The sequence below is a fragment of the Microcystis sp. M53602_WE12 genome, from assembly GCF_030065455.1.
Lineage (GTDB): Bacteria > Cyanobacteriota > Cyanobacteriia > Cyanobacteriales > Microcystaceae > Microcystis > Microcystis aeruginosa.
Genome location: NZ_JASJFB010000893.1, coordinates 1 through 16,996, shown reverse-complemented (window position 1 = coordinate 16,996; position 16,996 = coordinate 1). Strand labels below are relative to the sequence as shown.

Here is a 16,996-nt window from a genome sequence, read left to right as displayed (position 1 = left end):
CCAAGTTCCTCGCCAGGCATAGGTAACAGACAAACCTAAAGGCAAATTAATCATAGAATGTGATGAGTTATGGTCATTCGTATTTTGTCAGAAAGTCAAGGTATATATTTGGTTAGCTATCGATAGAACTACGCGAGAAATTATTGGTTGCTATGCGCGGAGATAGGAGTCGTCAATCAGCCAAAAAACTTTGGGGCCAGTTTACCAGGTGTTTACCGACAATGCGCGGCTGCTTACACAGACTTTTGGGAGTACTATAAGAAAGTAATTCCTAGTAAACGTCATCGACTGGTCGGAAAAGAAACTGGTCAAACCAATCATATTGAAAGATTAAATAATACCTTTCGACAAAAGATTTCTCGGTTGGTGAGAGAGAGTCTATCTTTCTCTAAAAAAATGGAGAATCACGTTGGGGAGCCCTTTGGTATTTTATCCATGACTACAATGCACAGCAAAGCAAAGGATTAAGCCGCCATCACTACTACCGAATCACCACCGCAAAAGGAACTTTTGAGTGGCATAGAAGACATTGTTTAGCTAAATTCCCCCCTGCTATACCCCCGCCCGCCCATTTTGTCAAGATTTTTATCATTTATATTTCTTATGCTTCATTTAGCTATTGATTACTCGATTAGGGATTGAGGGCGATCTCCCAGAGATGCGCGAAGGGGTGCGCTTTTCTAGGGTGCGGGGGGTTATAGTATCATCAAAGAAATACTCTAGCCGCCGATCGCTCTTTTCATTGGCCAAAGACAAACAAAATAACTAGCATTAAAATAGTTATAGTCTCCGTTTCGGTGTTCCCGTTGTCCCAGTTCCCCTGATAGGATTTAATCGATCGCTTAACTCTAGAGCTAAAGTAGAGATAGGGTTTAATTGGAGCTATGTATGGAAGCGATCGAATTTAGGACGGTTATTTATGACGGTCAGGTGAGCGTTCCCCCCCGATATTCTTCTCGATGGGAAGGTAAGATGATACGGGTGATTGTTTTGGATGACTCGGAAATCGTCCCCGATCCGAGCCAGAAAACTGAAAAAACGATGTTCGAGGCGATTTCTTTAAATACACGGGGATTTACATTCGATCGGGACGAGGCTAATGCCCGATAAAGTTTTTATCGATACTAATGTCTTAATTTACGGGTATTCTGAGGATGAGCCGGATAAACGACAGCGAGCGATTGATTGTGTTGGATCGGGTGAGGCTTGGATTAGTACACAGGTTTTAAATGAAACGATAAATGTATTAAAACGGAAATTTTCCCTAAGCTATTCGCAAATTCGAGACGCTGTACAAGAGCTTTCCGAGGGATTCCCAATCGTCCTCGTTTCTGTTAATACGATAGAGATGGCATTGAATCTAGCGGAACGTTATCAATATAGTTACTTTGATAGTTTAATACTGGCCAGCGCTCTGGAAGCGGGCTGTCAAATTCTCTACAGTGAAGATTTACAAGATGGTCAGCGAATCGAGAATCAATTGATGATTATTAATCCCTTTAGTTAAGTAGGTAGGTGTTAAAAGTTGTCAGACACCCCCCTTGATAAGGAGGGCAGGGGGATCAGTCGGTCAAAATTACTTTTCCAGTTTCCGGCCTTTGCACAATAAACCGACCCCGGCAACGGAGAGTAAACCGAGAACCGTCGCCGGTTCGGGAACGGTGGTAGTGCCAGCCGGGGTCAGGGAATAATTGGCGAGAACGAAGAGTTCAGGAAGAGTAGAACCGTAGGCACTGCCGGAAGCGAACAGGTCGGTCGTGTTACCTACAATAGCGTTAGGGGGCAAAAAGCCGAATCCATCAATACAATTCGTCGTGTTACAAGCGACAAAATCCAGTCCCGCTCCGTCTAGGGATAGCACCGCCTGACCCGTTACAACAACACCAGCAAGAATGCTATCGAGATAAGAACCTATGAACGGGAGGGCAGGAGCGGGAGAGCCGTTAAAGGTGGTATTACTGATAGAACTGACGAATACCGTGTTGTTATCCAGTTGCAGGGTTCCGTCAACCGTCGCAGTGATGGTTCCTAAGCTGGAGGTGTAGGAAAAGTTAAAAGTTGCGGCGCTGGCAACTGGTGCGAGGGTGGCGGTGGCTACCGTGGCGAGGGCGACGGAATAGCAAAAGGAACTTTTAAGTGGCATAGAATACATTGTTTAGCTAAATTCCCACCCACTATACCCTCCCCCCCCGATTTTGTCAAGGTTGTTGCTATTTATATTTATTATGCTTTATCTACCTATTGATTACTCGATTCGGGATTGAGGGCGATCTCCCAAGAGAGCGGCGAAGTGGTGCGCTTTTCTGGGGTGCGAGGGGCGATCGGTAAAATTGGCATACACTATAATTATTAGAGCGATCGATGTTTATCTAAGTTAAAAACAACAATAAAACTAGCGATCGATGGGCGTGATCAGTAAAGTTAAATTAGGAGAGTTTTGGGAGCGCCACTCGGACGCAGAAGAAGCTCTTACCGATTGATATAACTTCGCTAGTAAGGCTAACTGGAAAAATTTAGTAGAGGTTCAAGGTCGCTTGCAGTATCAACCGAAACCGATTAATAACTCCCAAGAATACGAGCGATTTTTAAGCATAATTGAAGGGATGATGTCACGGGAGTTAAGCAATGACGAAGGACTATTATTCGATTTATTGGTGTTATTGGTGGAAGAATACGAGCGGAAACATTATCCGATCGCCCGAACAAATCCTACCGCTACGTTAGAATCTTTACTTGATGAATTCGATATCGATAGGGAGTGTCTTGTCGATATTTTCGGCGATCGGGATAGAGTAGAATCGGTGATAGGGGGGAAACAAGCGATCGCTCCCTCTCAAGCCGAGTCTCTAGCCGAATTTTTTAATCGTTTAAGTGCGAAACTGGCGTTAAGCGCCCGTGATTTTCTCTTGTAGCCTCGCTTTCCCTCGGGGACTGGGGGGGAAGACCATATAACAAATCCTTACTTTCTTCATAACTTTAGATTAATTAAGATAATGTTACAAAACTTTATGAAAAAGCCGTAGTATGATAATTTACGCCAGTAAAGCGAACACAATAAGGAGCAACACCCATAATGCAGTCGGCCGAGATGTTGCTGACAGTCCCCAAAGAGTATTTAAAAGCACCGGGGGGCTTCAACCCAAACGTTACCATGTTTTTTAGTGCCTTGAGCCTAATAACCCTATCTACCTGTGGCTATTGGCTATGGTCCTGGCCTGACTGGATTTGTTTTAGTGCTAATGTCCTCGCTTTACATTTATCGGGGACAGTTATCCACGATGCCTCTCATAATTCTGCCCATAGCAATCGGCTATTTAATGCTATTTTAGGTCATGGTAGTGCTTTAATGCTCGGTTTTGCCTTTCCGGTCTTCACTAGAGTCCATTTACAGCACCACGCTCACGTTAACGATCCCGAAAATGATCCAGATCATTTTGTCTCCACCGGTGGCCCTTTGTGGATGATTGCGGCCAGATTTTTTTATCACGAGATTTTCTTTTTTAAGCGGCAACTCTGGCGGAAATACGAACTGCTGGAATGGTTCCTCAGTCGTCTTTTTGTTGCTACCATAGTCATCGTCGCCTGTCAATACGGTTTTATCAGCTATGTGATGAATTTTTGGTTTGTTCCCGCTTTAGTGGTGGGAATTGCCCTCGGTTTATTTTTCGATTATCTCCCCCATCGTCCTTTCCAAGAGCGCAATCGTTGGAAAAATGCCCGAGTTTACCCCAGTCCCCTCTTAAATCTGCTGATTTTAGGGCAGAATTATCATCTCGTGCATCATCTCTGGCCGTCGATTCCCTGGTACAAATACCAACCGGCATACTATGCCACTAAACCGCTTTTAGATGCGAAAGATTGTGAACAGTCTTTAGGTTTACTGCAAGGTAAGAATTTCTGGAGTTTCCTCTACGATGTCTTCTTGGGGATTCGCTTTCACTCCCATTCTTCTAAATCTAGCTCATAGCATTTATCGTAATGGTGAGGTACAAGGTTTTCGTTTTGGGGAGTCGGTGGTCGATTTTATGAGAAACTTTGTATCTGTACCGGTTTTGTTGTCAACTTGATTTTTTGAAGGAGGATTTTATGGGTCAACATTGGGGAAAAGCCTTAATTTTAACAACAACTTTCTTGACAATTAACATCGATTATGCTAAGTCTTTAACCTTTGGTGAGGCCGTGGGTATTGGAGCGGGGGCTTTGTTAATCAACCGGGCGGTACAGGATAATAGACAACGTTATCGATTTGTGCCACCAGAGCAAGAATTTCAGCGCGGACTAGAGGACGGTTTTAACTTTGCCCGCTATGATAATCCGCGCAATTCTAGAGACTACGATGACGGTTTTATCGAGGGAAGAAGACGGCGGGAGTCGGGTTGGTCCAGTCCCAACCGGAGAGGTTGATTATTTTTTTGGTCTGCGTCCCACTTCGGCGGTTTCTTGAATGGAAAATATCCTCAATTTACCGTCGATGGGAGCGACTTTAGCCACCGCTTCCGATGCCACTATATAGTTATCACCCTCGGTGTTGGTAATATTGACTACCCGCTCGCGAGTGATAATCGCCATCTCGTTATTTGCAAGAATATCCACGTCCCAATTCTCAGAAAGAACCTCTATACTTTTAATATTTTTGTAGGATTCCTCTAAAAATATTTTATGTTCCGTGATGCCATTTAACTCAAAAATTTCGGTACTAGCATCGGTTTTAATGGTCAATTGCGAGGAAATAAACGGGGCATAGTGTTTGAGGATTAGGGCGATATTTTTATCTTTAATGGCGGTTTCAATGTCTTGAATCATTGCTTTAATTTCCGCTTCCTTGATTGTTTGTCCCCCATCGCGATTACTCGATTGTTTCACTGGCACTATCGAGGGATTAGCATGGACAAAAGCGGGGGAGATGCCGGGGAGAAGGGATAAACCGAGCAATAGAACAATTAATTGGGGAGAACGCATAATTTAATAAACTTGGTAAATTCAACCCGAATCATAGCATTTTCTCGTTACCGAATAAATCCTCAAGGTGAAAGTCCCTAGTTAGGGAAGCTAAGAGAGCAAAATTCTGACTGTGCAAAGTCTAGGTTGATCCTTTAGCTATTTTTGCGTTATATTTCCAGAATAACAGGGGTATGATCGCTAGGTTTTTCTTGTTTTCTGGGTTCTCGATCGATCAGACAATTAACGGCTTTTTCGTATAGCTGAGGAGTTAAATAAAGATGATCGATTCGCCAACCTCGGTTACGAGCAAAACCACCGCTGCGATAATCCCACCAACTATAATGTCCCGCTGCCGAGGTGAATTTTCTAAAGGCATCTTGTAAGCCAATTTCTAAGACCTTTTCTAAAGCTTCTCTTTCTTTAGCTGAAGACATAATATGATTTTCTTTGCCCTTGGGATCATAAATATCTTTATCTTCTAAGGCAATATTAAAATCTCCGCAGATACATAATTCTTCAGGTTGAGAATTAATAATTTTATCTAGATATTTCCTGAGAGTTTCTAACCATTTAAGCTTATAAATATACTTGTCACTATCTAGGGAAGAACCATTAGGAACGTAGAGATTAATAATCCGAATATCGCCGATTACTCCAGTAATTAGCCGTTTTTGTTCGTCTAGTTCTCCTGTTAAATTTTCGCCGATAATTGGACTAAATCCCACAGTGATATCGTCCATGGGTTTCTGGCTAAAAATCGCCACACCATTATAGGATTTTTGTCCAGAAATATAGAGATGATAACCCAAAGATTCAAAAGCTTCTCTGGGAAAATCTCGATCGATTACCTTAGTTTCTTGCAAGCACAAAACCTCAACGGGATTGAGTTGTAACCAATTAATTACCTGCTCTTGTCGGCTGCGAATCGAGTTGACATTCCATGTGGCGATTTTCATAGCTAAAAACCGATAATTTTTCTCACACTTCCTCAGCAAAACTGGTGCGACGCACAAACTCAAAGGGACCGGCGATCGAACCCCAGACTAATTGATCGGTTTCGGGATCTAAACCGCGATCAACGCTAATTAATCCCCGTTCACTAATTTCAAAACTATTATCTAAATAAGTCATTCTATCTTTGCGAAAGACTAAACATTGTTTACCCGGTTTTACCACCCCTTTAAAACTGTTACCTGTCCAAGTGACATTCATATCACAACCCAGCATCGGTTCTAATAAGTCTAAGCTGAGATTTTTGAGACGTTGGGGTTCTCTAGAAGCACCAAAAAAGTTAGCTTCCTCTTTAACTTTAAAGTTTTCTAGTTCAATATGATCATCGACTACCGATAATTTAAATACTCGCAAACGATAGGGAGTATTGAGCATAAAATCGTAGGCCTGCTCTAAAAATAAGCTGGTTCCATTCAGTAATTCATCGGGCAAAGGGCGCATACACACGCGAATATGGGCAAAAAAAGGCGGATTAGCAAAAGCTTGTTCTTGATTACTAAAATCCGCCGCCATCCAGCGCGCTAGGGTTTTTATATCCGTGGGATGAGTCATAGTTTTTGAGATGTGAATGGCTATTAGCTATCAGCCATCAGCTAGTTAATCGCTCTGATAAATTTTCACTGATTACTGATAACTATGCCCCGACAATTGTTATTGTGCGATTACTTTAATTTCGATATCGGCATTAACTTCGGGATGGAGTTTGACTTGTACTTTATAGACTCCCAATTGACCGATATCGGGGACGGTAATACCACGGCGATCGATTTCTAATTTAGCATTTTCTAGAATAACCGTAGCCACATCTTGACTGGTGACAGTACCGAAAATTGCCTCGTTTTCACCCACCTGTTTAGGGATGCTGTAGGGACTGAGTTTTTCGATCGCAGTTTTTCTGGTTTCCGCTTCTTGTTTTTCAGCGAGGAGACGTTGACGCTCTTTTTCTTTCCTAAATTCTGCCTGTTTAATCGCGCCCTTGGTGGCTAAAACGGCCACACCTTGGGGGATAAGGTAATTGCGCGCATAACCGGGGGCCACTTCCACCACATCGCCATTTTCACCTAATTTGCTGACTTTTTGATTGAGGATAACCTGCATTCGTTTCGCCATGATCTTGACCTAAAACAATAGTTCCAAAACCCCTATCATACCATGCAATCGTTTTTATCTGTCCTCCCATCCGGACCGTCAGTTAGCTATGGAAAAACTACTTGGGGTTTGCTGAATAAATCTAACAACCTTGTTGGATAAGGTTTTTAGACTTTTTTTCCCTCAAAAACTGCCGACCATTGGAGTGATTGGGGGGAAAATTCCTGGACTTTTTCCCTGAAAATGGGTAAAACCCCACACCCCACACCCCACACCCCACACCCTACCCCCACGAAAAACTTTTTGCCGCAAACCCTACTTGAACAATCCGAGTCTCCCCAAAAGGAAAACTTCCTATCTCATCATTAAGATAACTGCTGTATTCAGTTTTCTTCCCCAGTGTCCGTCAACTGGGAGGAATGCCGATAGCTGGTTAAAACCAGTAAGACAGGGCGGCGAGAGTAACTAAAGACTATTTTTTTGGTAAGATCAAAGCTAAACTAACCATCACGCCCTCTTGAGGAAAGATTTATTTATGAGCGATATAGGGTTTATTTTGACGATAATCAACAATTTCCTGCAAATTTACTCGGTAATCCTAATTGTTAGGGTTTTACTGACTTGGTTCCAAAATGCTGGTTGGGCCTATCAGATTATGTCTTTTCTCAGTCCGATTACCGATCCCTATTTAAACCTCTTTCGCTCGATTATCCCACCCCTAGGCGGGATGGACTTGTCCCCGATCCTCGCGTTCCTGCTGCTCAACGTTGTTCAGAGTGTCGTAGCCACAGGGGCCAGCAGTCTGGTCAGTAGCAGTTTCTAAATCCGCGGATCCACACTGCTGGTAAAACCGGAAGCTTTGAATTTTTCCAGTCGCAAGGGGGTTGGTTGATTGGTAGAAACAGAAATTCTGATCTCGAAATCACTAATCCCTGGCGGCACTTCTGGAATTGCCCCGACTCGGCTACGATTTTGTAAAGCCGGTTCCCCGTTAGCATCGTAAATCCGACCAAAAACATCGGCATCATAGACGGTTTTTCCGGAATTATTTTTAGCTTTGCCGGTGATTAAAAAACAATTAGCCGGAAAACTGGTTCCCCCACTGGTGACACTCCCCTCGGCTAATTCGGGGGGACAGTCTTTGTAAGATACATCTAATAGTTGAATTGGGGTCAAAGCTTGAGCAGTAGGGATGATAAGCAAGCTAGACAGCCAGAAAAGAACAGAAAGGAGCAAAACGGTGAGCGAGCGTGGTGTCATAGATGAGTGATTTTACGGTATGATTTCCCCAATACTTAGATTATCGTGGATCGTCACCCTTTGAAATCAGCTTTTTTAGGACTCTCATGGGAATGGATTCCCACAGACGCTCTCGATAGTTGCGACGGGTTTACCTGTGAGGTAATAGGTGTAGGGCTAATTCATGAATTAGCCCTACAATAGGCGTTGTCAAATTGAAAGATGCTCCGAATCAGCACCGGAACTGAAATTACTTTGATAGCAAGGATTGCATTGCATCTTTACCTATTCTGATCTGACAACGCCGTAAATGAAAGTGAGGATGATTCCCCCCCTGTTAGTTGCCGTATTCGCTTTCAAAACGGTGAAGAATGGGAAATACAAGCAATATATCAGTGGAATCGCCCTAATTGGCGTTTTCTGACCTGAAGGAAGATCACTGCTCGGTTATCGGCTAAAATTTAAGATATGTAAAGAAGGGAGATAAATTTTATGGCCGCTAATGTTGAGATCTATACTTGGAGTTCCTGTCCTTTCTGTATCCGCGCTAAAGCATTACTCAAGAAAAAAGGGGTGGAGTTTACCGAATATTGTATCGATGGTGATGAAAGAGCGCGAGCCAAAATGTCCGATCGAGCCAATGGTCGTACAAGTGTACCACAAATTTTTATAAACGATCAACACATCGGGGGCTGCGATGACATCTATGCTTTAGATAGAAGTGGTGGTTTAGCTCCCCTGTTGCAGAATTAAGGATAAAAACTATTAATGAAACTAGCCTTTATTATCGATCCGATCGAGTATTTAGATCCGGGCCATGATACCAGTGTAGCTATCATGGAAGCGTCCCAATTATTAGGCCATGAAGTCTGGATGACTTCCATCACGGATCTCAGTGCGATTGCGGGAAAAGCTTGGGCAAAACTAACTAAAATTGAACTGGTTCCCGTGGAGTTAAAAGATAATCATTGGGTGGCTGTATCTCAATGGTATCAAAGACAAGAGACAGTTTTTACCTGCCTAGAAAACTTCGATTTTGTCTGGATGCGAAAAGACCCACCCGTGACGATTGCCTATCTTTATGCCACCTATTTATTAGACCTGATCGACCCCCAAAAAACCCAAGTAATTAACTCAACTAGGGGTTTACGCCATGCCAACGAAAAGTTATATACTATTCACTTTGCTCAGGTAATGCCCGCCACAATTGTTTCCCAAGATAAAGCGACAATTAGGGAATTTGTCAACCAAAAAGGGGCGGCAGTTATGAAACCTTTGGGGGGCAAAGCAGGGGAGGGAATTTTATTTCTTAGTCCCGAAGATCGCAATCTCAATTCAATGATTGAAATTAGCACAAAATGGGGACAAGAACCGGTAATGATTCAAGATTATTTACCAGCTGCCCAAGAAGGAGATAAACGCATTATTGTCCTCAATGGTGAACCCATCGGGGCAGTTAATCGCATTCCCACCGGTTCAGAATTTCGCGGTAATATGGCCGTGGGTGGACGAGTAGCAAAAACAGCAATCAGCGATCGAGAATTAGAAATCTGTGCCACTTTAGCCCCAAAATTACGAGAAGATGGCCTATATTTTGTCGGATTAGATGTGATTGGTGGCTACCTCACCGAAGTTAATGTCACCAGTCCCACCGGCATTCGCGAGATCGATCGATTAAACAATGTTAGTTTAGCTCAACAGGTAATTCAATGGCTAGAAAATTTTGCTTGTGCCAAGGCTCGGCCTTGACACACAATATTTAAGGCTCTTTATTAAAATATCCTTCAGGTAGAACCTGAATAAAGGGTTCCCAAGTAGAACCTGGGAACGAGATAAGAACTCAAATCTGATAACTGATAACTGATAACTGATAACTTACCCACTGATAACTGATAACTGATAACTGATAACTGTAAAAAAATGAATGCTTTATCAATACCGACGTGGATAGTTCATGTATCGAGTGTCGTAGAATGGATAGCGGCAATCTGGTTAGTCTGGACCTATGGCGACATCAGTAGCGATCGATCGTGGCGAATGTTATCTTGGGGGATGTTACCCGCTTTAATTGGGGCCATGTGTGCCTGTACATGGCATTTTTTTGATAATATCAGTGCCTTATCCTGGTTAGTCACCCTACAGGCAGCCATGACTGTCTTAGGAAATTTTACCCTCTGTGCTGCCGGTTGGTGGCTGTGGCGTTCCAGTAAAATTAGCGTTAACAATGAATAAAGAGAGTTTATTTGCCATCTCCCTGTTTCCCTATCTGGGGTTTCTTTGGTTGATCACTCGTTCGGGAAAAATGCCCCGTTTAGCCCTAATTGGCTTTTATGTGCTGTTAATCTTCGTTTTTATCACCATTCCTGCCGGTATCTACGCCAAAATCCACTATGGTCAAGAATTAGCTAACGTCGATTGGTTACACGGCAGCGCCGAATTTTTCCTCACCCTCTCCAATATTCTCGTCGTCTTAGGTTTTCGTCAGGCAATTTTAGCGAAAAAGGAAACAGAGAAAGGGGAACAGGGATAAGGGGTGTGGGGTGTGGGGTGTGGGGTGTGGGGAAGTGGGAATTGGGGTGTAGGGTGTGGGGTGTAGGGTGTGGGAAGTGGGGAAGTGGGGAAGTGGGAAGTGGGGGGTATTTTCAGGGAACAGTGGACAGTGAACAGTAAACAGTAATCAGTGAACTGATGACTGATAACTGATAACTGATAACTGATAACTGATAACTGAATTGTGATACAATCGCCCCAAAACGTCCCCGCGTCAGTCAAATATGTCCCCGATTACACCGTCCATCAGTGTCAACGAACCAAACCCGCAGGCTGCCATCCAGACTTTATCGGTAGTGGTTCCCATTTATAACGAAGTGGACAGTATCCCCCATCTCGTCGAGAGTATCGCCACGATTTTGCGTTCTTATCAAATTAACTACGAGATAATCTGTGTTGACGACGGTTCTAAGGACGGTTCCACCGAGGTTTTAACTAATTTAGCCAAAAATCGCGATGATCTCAAGGCGGTAATATTGCGACGCAACTACGGACAAACCCCCGCCATGGCTGCCGGATTTAATTATGCCACGGGACAGATAATCGTTACCCTCGACGGCGATTTACAGAACGATCCCAATGATATACCCCTATTATTGGCCAAATTAGAGGAAGGTTATGACCTCGTGAGTGGCTGGCGCAAAAATCGCCAAGATGACCGGGTAAAACGGCTTTTACCCTCAAAAATAGCTAATTGGCTGATAGCAAAGGTTACAGGGGTCAAATTACACGACTACGGTTGTTCTTTGAAAGCCTATCGAGCCGAATTAGTCGCCGATATGAATCTTTACGGGGAATTACATCGCTTTTTACCCGCATTGGCTTTTATTGAAGGGGCAAAAATAACCGAAATTCCCGTTAATCACCACGCTAGACGGTTCGGACAGAGTAAATATGGTTTAGGTCGCACAATTCGCGTGATTATGGACTTATTTACTGTCTTTTTTATGAAAAAGTTCCTCACCCGTCCGATGCACATTTTTGGACTCTACGGACTGTTATCGATGGTAGTGGGGATTATTCTAGGCACTTATCTGACTATTCTCAAACTCGGTTTCGGACAAGAAATCGGCGATCGACCTTTGTTAATCCTGGCCGTGTTATTCTTTTTAACTGGGGTACAATTACTCTGTTTTGGTCTTTTGGCAGAAATTTTGATGCGAACTTACCATGAATCCCAAAAACGTCCCATCTACCGCGTTCGTACTGTTGTCGGGAATAGGGGATTTTTCAGTGAGCAGTGAGCAGTAATCAGTGAGCAGTAAACAGTAATCAGTAAACAGTAATCAGTGAAAAGACATCTCGGAACTTGCCACTTAATATTGTTCACTGAAAACTCAAATCTGATGACTGATAACTAAATCACTGATAACTGAATCACTGATAACTGATAACTGATAACTGATAACTGATAACTGAAAAAAATATGACTATTTGGGAACTTGATTTTTATTCGCGGCCGGTGGTGGATGAAAATAATAAAAAAAGATGGGAATTATTAATCTGTGAAACTCCGGCAACAATCGATCGCTCCTCCGATACAATATTTAAATATGCCAGTTATTGTCCTAATACGATGGTTAATTCCCAATGGTTAGGAGAGGCAGTTACTGCAGCTATCAAGGAAGCGGGGGTAACTCCCAAAAAAATTCGCTTTTTCCGTCGTCAGATGAATAACATGATTAGCAAAGCTTGCGAGGATATCGGTATTCCCGCTTCCCCTAGTCGTCGCACTCATGCTTTAACTAGATGGATAGAAGAAAGAATGGTTAATTTATACCCTCAAGAAGTTGGTTATGATCAAAATTTAACTAAAACTGCTTCCGTTAATTATCCCCCTTTAAATGCTGTTCCCCTTCCCGATGCTGTCCGGGGAGATAAGGCAGATAAATGGGCTTTTGTTACGCTAGAATTGTCTTCTTTTAATGATTTAAAAGATTGGGATATTAGCTTCGGAGAAAATTTGCCTATACTGGGAATGGGGTTAGATGAGAATCTAAAAATCCCCGGTTTAGTTATTTTTTCCCCCCGCGCTTTACCATTAGCTGGTTGGATGTCAGGGTTAGAAATGGCCTATTTAAAGTTAGAAACTGGTTCTCGTCCTCTGCTACGTTTAGAAACGGGTGCTAGTGATAGCTGGATTCTCGTCAACGTCACTAATGCCGAGACTTTAAACGAAGCCAAAAACTTTGAAGAAGCTAAACAAAAAGCCAATAATCTGCATTTTTTAGCCATTCAATCTAACCCTGAATCGGAATCCTTCGCTGGTTTTTGGCTACTACAAGAAGGCTCTCAAGAGTAAAGTTTAGTCAAGGTGGGTTTTCAATCCACCCCCACAGAATTAACTTAAAAACATTGTCTAGTCCAGCTACCGTGTAACCCGTAGGGAATATGATGTTTAAGATGGATAACTGCTAGGGAATTAGTGATATCTTTAGCATCTAAGATTACCCCATTCGATCGATGATTGGCCGCATCGTAAGTAACTACCAATAACCAACCATCATCTTCAGCGATTCCATCGGGTTTAGGCACAAAAATTGGCTCACCTGCGAATCCCCGGGGGGCAAAAGAATGTAATTGTTTTTCTCCCGTTAATAAGTCCAGTTTTAAGATTGCTTGCAAAGGAGCATTACCAGTGGCATGATGAGCGGCAGCGATGTATAAATAACGGTAATCTCGACCAACTTTTGCAGGATTAATGCTGGGAAACTCACAACAATGCTCTAGAATACATTCTCTTGTAACGGTATTTTCTGATAAATTTAGTGTAAATCGCCACAGATGTCCGGGAGCTAAACTATCAAAATCTACCGATTGAAAATTGCTATTTGAATCCAGTTGTGGTAAGGATTGATAACAAATAGAATCGATATAAATTTTCTCCCCTTGTGCAAAAGCATTGCTATGATGGAACACAAAACCCGATGGAGTTTCTAAAACTTTCACTTCTCTTTTGTTAGGATCCCGGGGGATAATAATAATCTTAGTTAACTTGTCCGGTTGATTGATGACGCATTCCCCCGCACCTTTTAACCCAAAAAGAAAGGGAAAAGGATTATAACCAACCGGGTTTTGGAAAAAGATAGCGTAGTGGGGAGTAATAACAAAATCGTGGATAAAACAGAAGCCAGGTATACTGTGGGTATGACGACGTAATAACTTACCCGTGGGACTAATTTCGTAGAGAGTAATGGCACTCGACAAACCCGTTTTAATGGCAAAATTTACCAGACAAGGTTGATGATTATCGAAGATACAAGCGGGATCGATGCGAGGATGAGCGGCAAAAGAATCGCCTTTTTCCAAGATACCATCGAGATAGTCTAAACCAATAGTATCAAGGGTTTTAGCATCGAGGCGATGGGGTTCGGCCGCTTCCCAAAGTGCCAGTAATTTATCACCCCAGTAGATAACATTAGTATTAGCAATATTTTTCAGACGCAAATCAAAAGCATTGCCGAAAATTCCCCCCGGTTTTTTCGTGCCGAAAACACCGCGATAAAGGGGTTTTCCCGCTTTCTGTTCCTGGAGATAACCCTCAGTTTTCACAAAACGATTACGATAATGTACGCGCCCATGGTTGAAGCTAATCGCGCTGATCATACCATCCCCATCGAAGGGATGAGCGATCGCAGTGCCAGCGATATCGAGTAAACCGGGGCCGTTTTTAAAGACTGTACCCTGTAAATCGGGGGGAATTTGCCCCTCGATGTCTTCTACCTCGTAATCGTACTCGTTAGGTTGGGATTGATAGCCTTTTTGCCAATCCTGACGATTATAGGATTTTTCGCCAATTGTCGGAGTTAATACCATAGTAGTTTTACGTTTGTATTATTAGGGGTCGAGAAGGTCGTCACCGACCTCCCCTCCCATTCAGAACCGTGCATGAGACTTTCACCTCACACGGCTCCTAGTTTGACTGTTCCCTTGTTAAGGATACAGCTTGACTTCCTTTGGTTAACCTTGTATTATCTAGTTTGACTTCTGAAATTGTCAAACCAGATGATTTTAGGCTTCCATCAGATGCCGATTTATCATCGTGACAGTGGCGGTGTAGTAATTGAAGGTTCTTATATTCATCCTTTCCGCCTAAGCTGAGAGGGTGAATGTGGTCAACTTCAATTAAATCCGATGGGGTGAAATACTGCCCACATCGGCTACACTTGCCTTGTTGCTTCTTAAGTAGTTTGGCTACTCTTGTCGGTGTGTCGATTGCTTGTCCTCTTCTGGTTGCCCAGTAGGTCCAATTTCCGTCGTAAGGTGAAGTTTCGGGGCGTACTAGGGTATGTCTGACATTTGGTGTCCAATTATGTTTCCATAGATAGAGACCATCTTTGGTTTGAAATAACCAAGATTCGTGTCTTTCTTTCCCATTGCTGAGTTTAACTGTACCCGGTCTAAAGTAGTTTCTCAGCTTTTCGTGGTTCGCTTTACCGCATCTTGATACTGTCCATGCCCTTAACATTAACCAGATTGTATTGTCTAGTTTATTGAAGGTATCCATAGATACTACTCCTGAGTAGTAGTTAGCCCAACCTCTAATGATTGGGTTTAAGTGACTAATCAGGGCTGATTGAGGTGCTGTTTTGTGTTTTTTGATTACACCTTTAATCGCTTCTGTGTGGGCTTTAACTGCTTTTTGGTTGGGTTTGATGTGGGTTTTGTGACCAATTAATTGGCTTCCTCTCCCTCCTGTTTTCCCAGATTTGTACTTTCCTGTTGGATATTGTCTGATATTGAATCCTAGAAAATCAAAACCGGGTTCTTCTGTTTTCCCATTGTACTCAATGGGGTTGAGTGTATGACACACTCTGGTTTTTTCTGGTTTGAGTTCTAGTCCTATCGGTTTTAACCATTCAGAAATGGCAGTTTGGCACTGTTCAATGATTTCGAGTGATGGTGAAATTACTACAAAATCATCGGCGTATCTTATTAGAACAGCTTGAGTTTTACTACCCTTTTTGGGGAATAGTGTTTCGATTAATCTTGCCATTCCATCCAGTGCGATGTTAGCAAGTAGTGGACTTATTACCCCTCCTTGTGGTGTCCCTGTTTCTGTTTCTTCAAATACGCCGTTATCCAAGACTCCTGCTTTGAGCCATTGTTTAATGTCTTTCTTTAGGGAGCTTGGACAATGAATCTTTGACAGTAGGAAGTTGTGATTAATTCGGTCAAAACACTTGGCAATATCAGCATCTAATACGAAGTAGCTACTTTTATTGATGGTTGTAAATATTCTGGCGATTGCATCATGGGAAGACCTTCCGGGTCGAAAACCGTAGCTGGTTTCTTCCATTTTTGACTCCCATTCTGGTTCGAGTGCCGATTTAATCAACGCTTGTCTAGCTCTGTCTTTGATGGTTGGTATTCCTAGTGGACGTTTTTCATCCCTGCCTGGTTTAGGAATCCATACTCTTCTTAACGGTTTTGCTTTAAGTGTTCCCTTGATTTCTTCGGTTAGATTTAGCCTTTGCTCTGGGGATATTGCTATCACTCCATCGACTCCTGCTGTTTTCTTTCCTTGATTATCTTGGGTTACTTTGCGAACTGCTAATAGACGGGCATAGTATGATTTCACCAATAGACGTTGCAACCTTCTAACCTTTGCATTCTGTCCCGATTTAGCCGCTTGGTATATTCTCTTTTGGAGCTTGAAAACATATCTTTGGATTTTACCCCAGTTGATAGCTTTCCATACATTCGTAGTCTTAGTGGTTTTCGGTTTCCCGAACCCTTTACCTTCTCTCGATTTCGTCATATAGACTCCTACTAGACTCTATCCTTACAATCAAACCGTAACCTGTTAGCATATCCTGACTATTACCGTCAGGCGTTGGCTTTTGGTTACATCTCACACCCTTGAAGGCTTGCGCTTACACTTGTCACTACTGGGTATTTCGACCGATACTCAGAGCCTGAAAGGGCTTATCACGTTCCGTTTATATGGGCATTCCATCTTTAGATTTGTCCTATCCATCGGGGTACTTTTAAAGGTCTGTGTAAGTGAGTTAGTAAATTCCTTACTTTTCCCCTTGTTCTTTTGAACGCAGTGTGTCAACCTATTTCACTACTAGCTAATTACGATGGTTCAGGTCGGACATTCGGTTCACACCTAATCATGGATGGTTGGCAGTGGTCTCGATTCTGGTGTTAGGTTACACCT

At 42.8% G+C, this 16,996-nt stretch carries 22 protein-coding genes and 1 pseudogene; 14 read left to right on the top strand and 9 right to left on the bottom strand.

The window, feature by feature from the left end; translation table 11 throughout:
- Positions 1 to 22: 22 nt before the first annotated feature.
- The 3 genes and pseudogenes from PX482_RS27375 to PX482_RS27365 form a co-directional block, all read left to right on the top strand.
- Positions 23 to 449: pseudogene (locus PX482_RS27375) on the top strand (IS1 family transposase); the annotation flags it as partial.
- Between the two features lie 439 nt (positions 450 to 888).
- Positions 889 to 1,110 (top strand): hypothetical protein, encoded by a 222-nt coding sequence (locus tag PX482_RS27370; RefSeq protein ID WP_288094917.1) that lies wholly within the window; start codon positions 889 to 891, stop codon positions 1,108 to 1,110.
- Complete coding sequence (locus PX482_RS27365) at positions 1,100 to 1,507, top strand: PIN domain-containing protein (RefSeq protein WP_288094919.1); 408 nt, start codon at positions 1,100 to 1,102, stop codon at positions 1,505 to 1,507. Before PX482_RS27370 ends, PX482_RS27365 begins: the two co-directional genes overlap by 11 nt.
- Positions 1,508 to 1,576: 69 nt before the next feature.
- Here the strand turns inward: PX482_RS27365 and PX482_RS27360 are convergent, their stop codons facing one another.
- Positions 1,577 to 2,143, bottom strand: a complete 567-nt coding sequence (locus PX482_RS27360; protein WP_288023343.1) for a PEP-CTERM sorting domain-containing protein — start codon at positions 2,141 to 2,143, stop codon at positions 1,577 to 1,579.
- Positions 2,144 to 2,534: 391 nt separating this feature from the next.
- On the opposite strand from PX482_RS27360, the gene PX482_RS27355 reads away from it, so the two are divergent.
- The 3 genes from PX482_RS27355 (at position 2,535) to PX482_RS27345 (ending at position 4,404) form a co-directional block, all read left to right on the top strand.
- The gene (locus PX482_RS27355) at positions 2,535 to 2,912 is read left to right on the top strand and encodes a helix-turn-helix domain-containing protein (RefSeq protein WP_002763622.1); all 378 of its coding nucleotides are present in this window, start codon (positions 2,535 to 2,537) and stop codon (positions 2,910 to 2,912) included.
- Between the two features lie 161 nt (positions 2,913 to 3,073).
- Entirely contained in the window at positions 3,074 to 3,967 is an 894-nt protein-coding gene (gene crtR, locus PX482_RS27350) for a beta-carotene hydroxylase (protein WP_002763623.1), read from the top strand.
- A gap of 119 nt (positions 3,968 to 4,086) precedes the next feature.
- Complete coding sequence (locus PX482_RS27345; RefSeq protein ID WP_002763627.1) at positions 4,087 to 4,404, top strand: hypothetical protein; 318 nt, start codon at positions 4,087 to 4,089, stop codon at positions 4,402 to 4,404.
- On the opposite strand, the gene PX482_RS27340 is transcribed toward PX482_RS27345, so the two are convergent.
- The 4 genes from PX482_RS27340 to rplI all read right to left on the bottom strand — a co-directional run bounded on the left by PX482_RS27340 (position 4,405) and on the right by rplI (position 7,062).
- Positions 4,405 to 4,959, bottom strand: coding sequence for a hypothetical protein (locus PX482_RS27340; RefSeq protein ID WP_002763629.1), 555 nt, complete (start codon positions 4,957 to 4,959; stop codon positions 4,405 to 4,407). It lies immediately after the preceding gene.
- A gap of 149 nt (positions 4,960 to 5,108) precedes the next feature.
- Positions 5,109 to 5,897, bottom strand: a complete 789-nt coding sequence (xth, locus tag PX482_RS27335) for an exodeoxyribonuclease III (protein ID WP_002763631.1) — start codon at positions 5,895 to 5,897, stop codon at positions 5,109 to 5,111.
- A gap of 22 nt (positions 5,898 to 5,919) precedes the next feature.
- A complete protein-coding gene (locus PX482_RS27330) occupies positions 5,920 to 6,504 on the bottom strand; it encodes a chromophore lyase CpcT/CpeT (RefSeq protein ID WP_288024389.1) in 585 nt (194 codons plus the stop codon).
- A 99-nt stretch (positions 6,505 to 6,603) separates the two neighbouring features.
- Entirely contained in the window at positions 6,604 to 7,062 is a 459-nt protein-coding gene (rplI, locus tag PX482_RS27325; RefSeq protein ID WP_002763634.1) for a 50S ribosomal protein L9, read from the bottom strand.
- Positions 7,063 to 7,284: 222 nt separating this feature from the next.
- Here rplI and PX482_RS27320 point away from each other — a divergent pair, with 222 nt between their 5' ends.
- Both PX482_RS27320 and PX482_RS27315 read left to right on the top strand, forming a co-directional pair.
- Positions 7,285 to 7,410: a hypothetical protein gene (locus PX482_RS27320; RefSeq protein WP_287970302.1), complete on the top strand. Its 126-nt coding sequence runs from the start codon at positions 7,285 to 7,287 to the stop codon at positions 7,408 to 7,410.
- Positions 7,411 to 7,576: 166 nt separating this feature from the next.
- Positions 7,577 to 7,864: a YggT family protein gene (locus tag PX482_RS27315; RefSeq protein ID WP_002763635.1), complete on the top strand. Its 288-nt coding sequence runs from the start codon at positions 7,577 to 7,579 to the stop codon at positions 7,862 to 7,864.
- Here PX482_RS27315 and PX482_RS27310 read toward each other — a convergent pair.
- Entirely contained in the window at positions 7,861 to 8,301 is a 441-nt protein-coding gene (locus PX482_RS27310; RefSeq protein WP_002753281.1) for a hypothetical protein, read from the bottom strand. The genes PX482_RS27315 and PX482_RS27310 overlap by 4 nt on opposite strands.
- Before the next feature lie 471 nt (positions 8,302 to 8,772).
- On the opposite strand from PX482_RS27310, the gene grxC reads away from it, so the two are divergent.
- The 4 genes from grxC to PX482_RS27290 all read left to right on the top strand — a co-directional run bounded on the left by grxC (position 8,773) and on the right by PX482_RS27290 (position 10,810).
- On the top strand, positions 8,773 to 9,033 hold the full coding sequence (grxC, locus tag PX482_RS27305; protein WP_002803525.1) for a glutaredoxin 3: 261 nt from the start codon (positions 8,773 to 8,775) through the stop codon (positions 9,031 to 9,033).
- 15 nt (positions 9,034 to 9,048) lie between these two features.
- Entirely contained in the window at positions 9,049 to 10,029 is a 981-nt protein-coding gene (gene gshB, locus PX482_RS27300) for a glutathione synthase (RefSeq protein ID WP_288097455.1), read from the top strand.
- Positions 10,030 to 10,200: 171 nt separating this feature from the next.
- Positions 10,201 to 10,512 (top strand): DUF2499 domain-containing protein, encoded by a 312-nt coding sequence (locus PX482_RS27295; RefSeq protein WP_002734463.1) that lies wholly within the window; start codon positions 10,201 to 10,203, stop codon positions 10,510 to 10,512.
- On the top strand, positions 10,505 to 10,810 hold the full coding sequence (locus PX482_RS27290; protein ID WP_043999528.1) for a DUF3593 domain-containing protein: 306 nt from the start codon (positions 10,505 to 10,507) through the stop codon (positions 10,808 to 10,810). Before PX482_RS27295 ends, PX482_RS27290 begins: the two co-directional genes overlap by 8 nt.
- On the opposite strand, the gene PX482_RS27285 is transcribed toward PX482_RS27290, so the two are convergent.
- Complete coding sequence (locus PX482_RS27285) at positions 10,762 to 11,052, bottom strand: hypothetical protein (RefSeq protein WP_288024380.1); 291 nt, start codon at positions 11,050 to 11,052, stop codon at positions 10,762 to 10,764. The genes PX482_RS27290 and PX482_RS27285 overlap by 49 nt on opposite strands.
- Before the next feature lie 2 nt (positions 11,053 to 11,054).
- On the opposite strand from PX482_RS27285, the gene PX482_RS27280 reads away from it, so the two are divergent.
- Positions 11,055 to 12,074: a glycosyltransferase gene (locus PX482_RS27280; RefSeq protein ID WP_004163274.1), complete on the top strand. Its 1,020-nt coding sequence runs from the start codon at positions 11,055 to 11,057 to the stop codon at positions 12,072 to 12,074.
- 182 nt (positions 12,075 to 12,256) lie between these two features.
- Complete coding sequence (locus PX482_RS27275) at positions 12,257 to 13,132, top strand: Tab2/Atab2 family RNA-binding protein (protein WP_288094523.1); 876 nt, start codon at positions 12,257 to 12,259, stop codon at positions 13,130 to 13,132.
- A 44-nt stretch (positions 13,133 to 13,176) separates the two neighbouring features.
- Here the strand turns inward: PX482_RS27275 and PX482_RS27270 are convergent, their stop codons facing one another.
- Together PX482_RS27270 and ltrA are read right to left on the bottom strand one after the other, a co-directional pair.
- Positions 13,177 to 14,646 (bottom strand): carotenoid oxygenase family protein, encoded by a 1,470-nt coding sequence (locus PX482_RS27270; protein WP_002763641.1) that lies wholly within the window; start codon positions 14,644 to 14,646, stop codon positions 13,177 to 13,179.
- 97 nt (positions 14,647 to 14,743) lie between these two features.
- Positions 14,744 to 16,591, bottom strand: coding sequence for a group II intron reverse transcriptase/maturase (ltrA, locus tag PX482_RS27265; protein WP_002763643.1), 1,848 nt, complete (start codon positions 16,589 to 16,591; stop codon positions 14,744 to 14,746).
- Between the last annotated feature and the right edge of the window lie 405 nt (positions 16,592 to 16,996).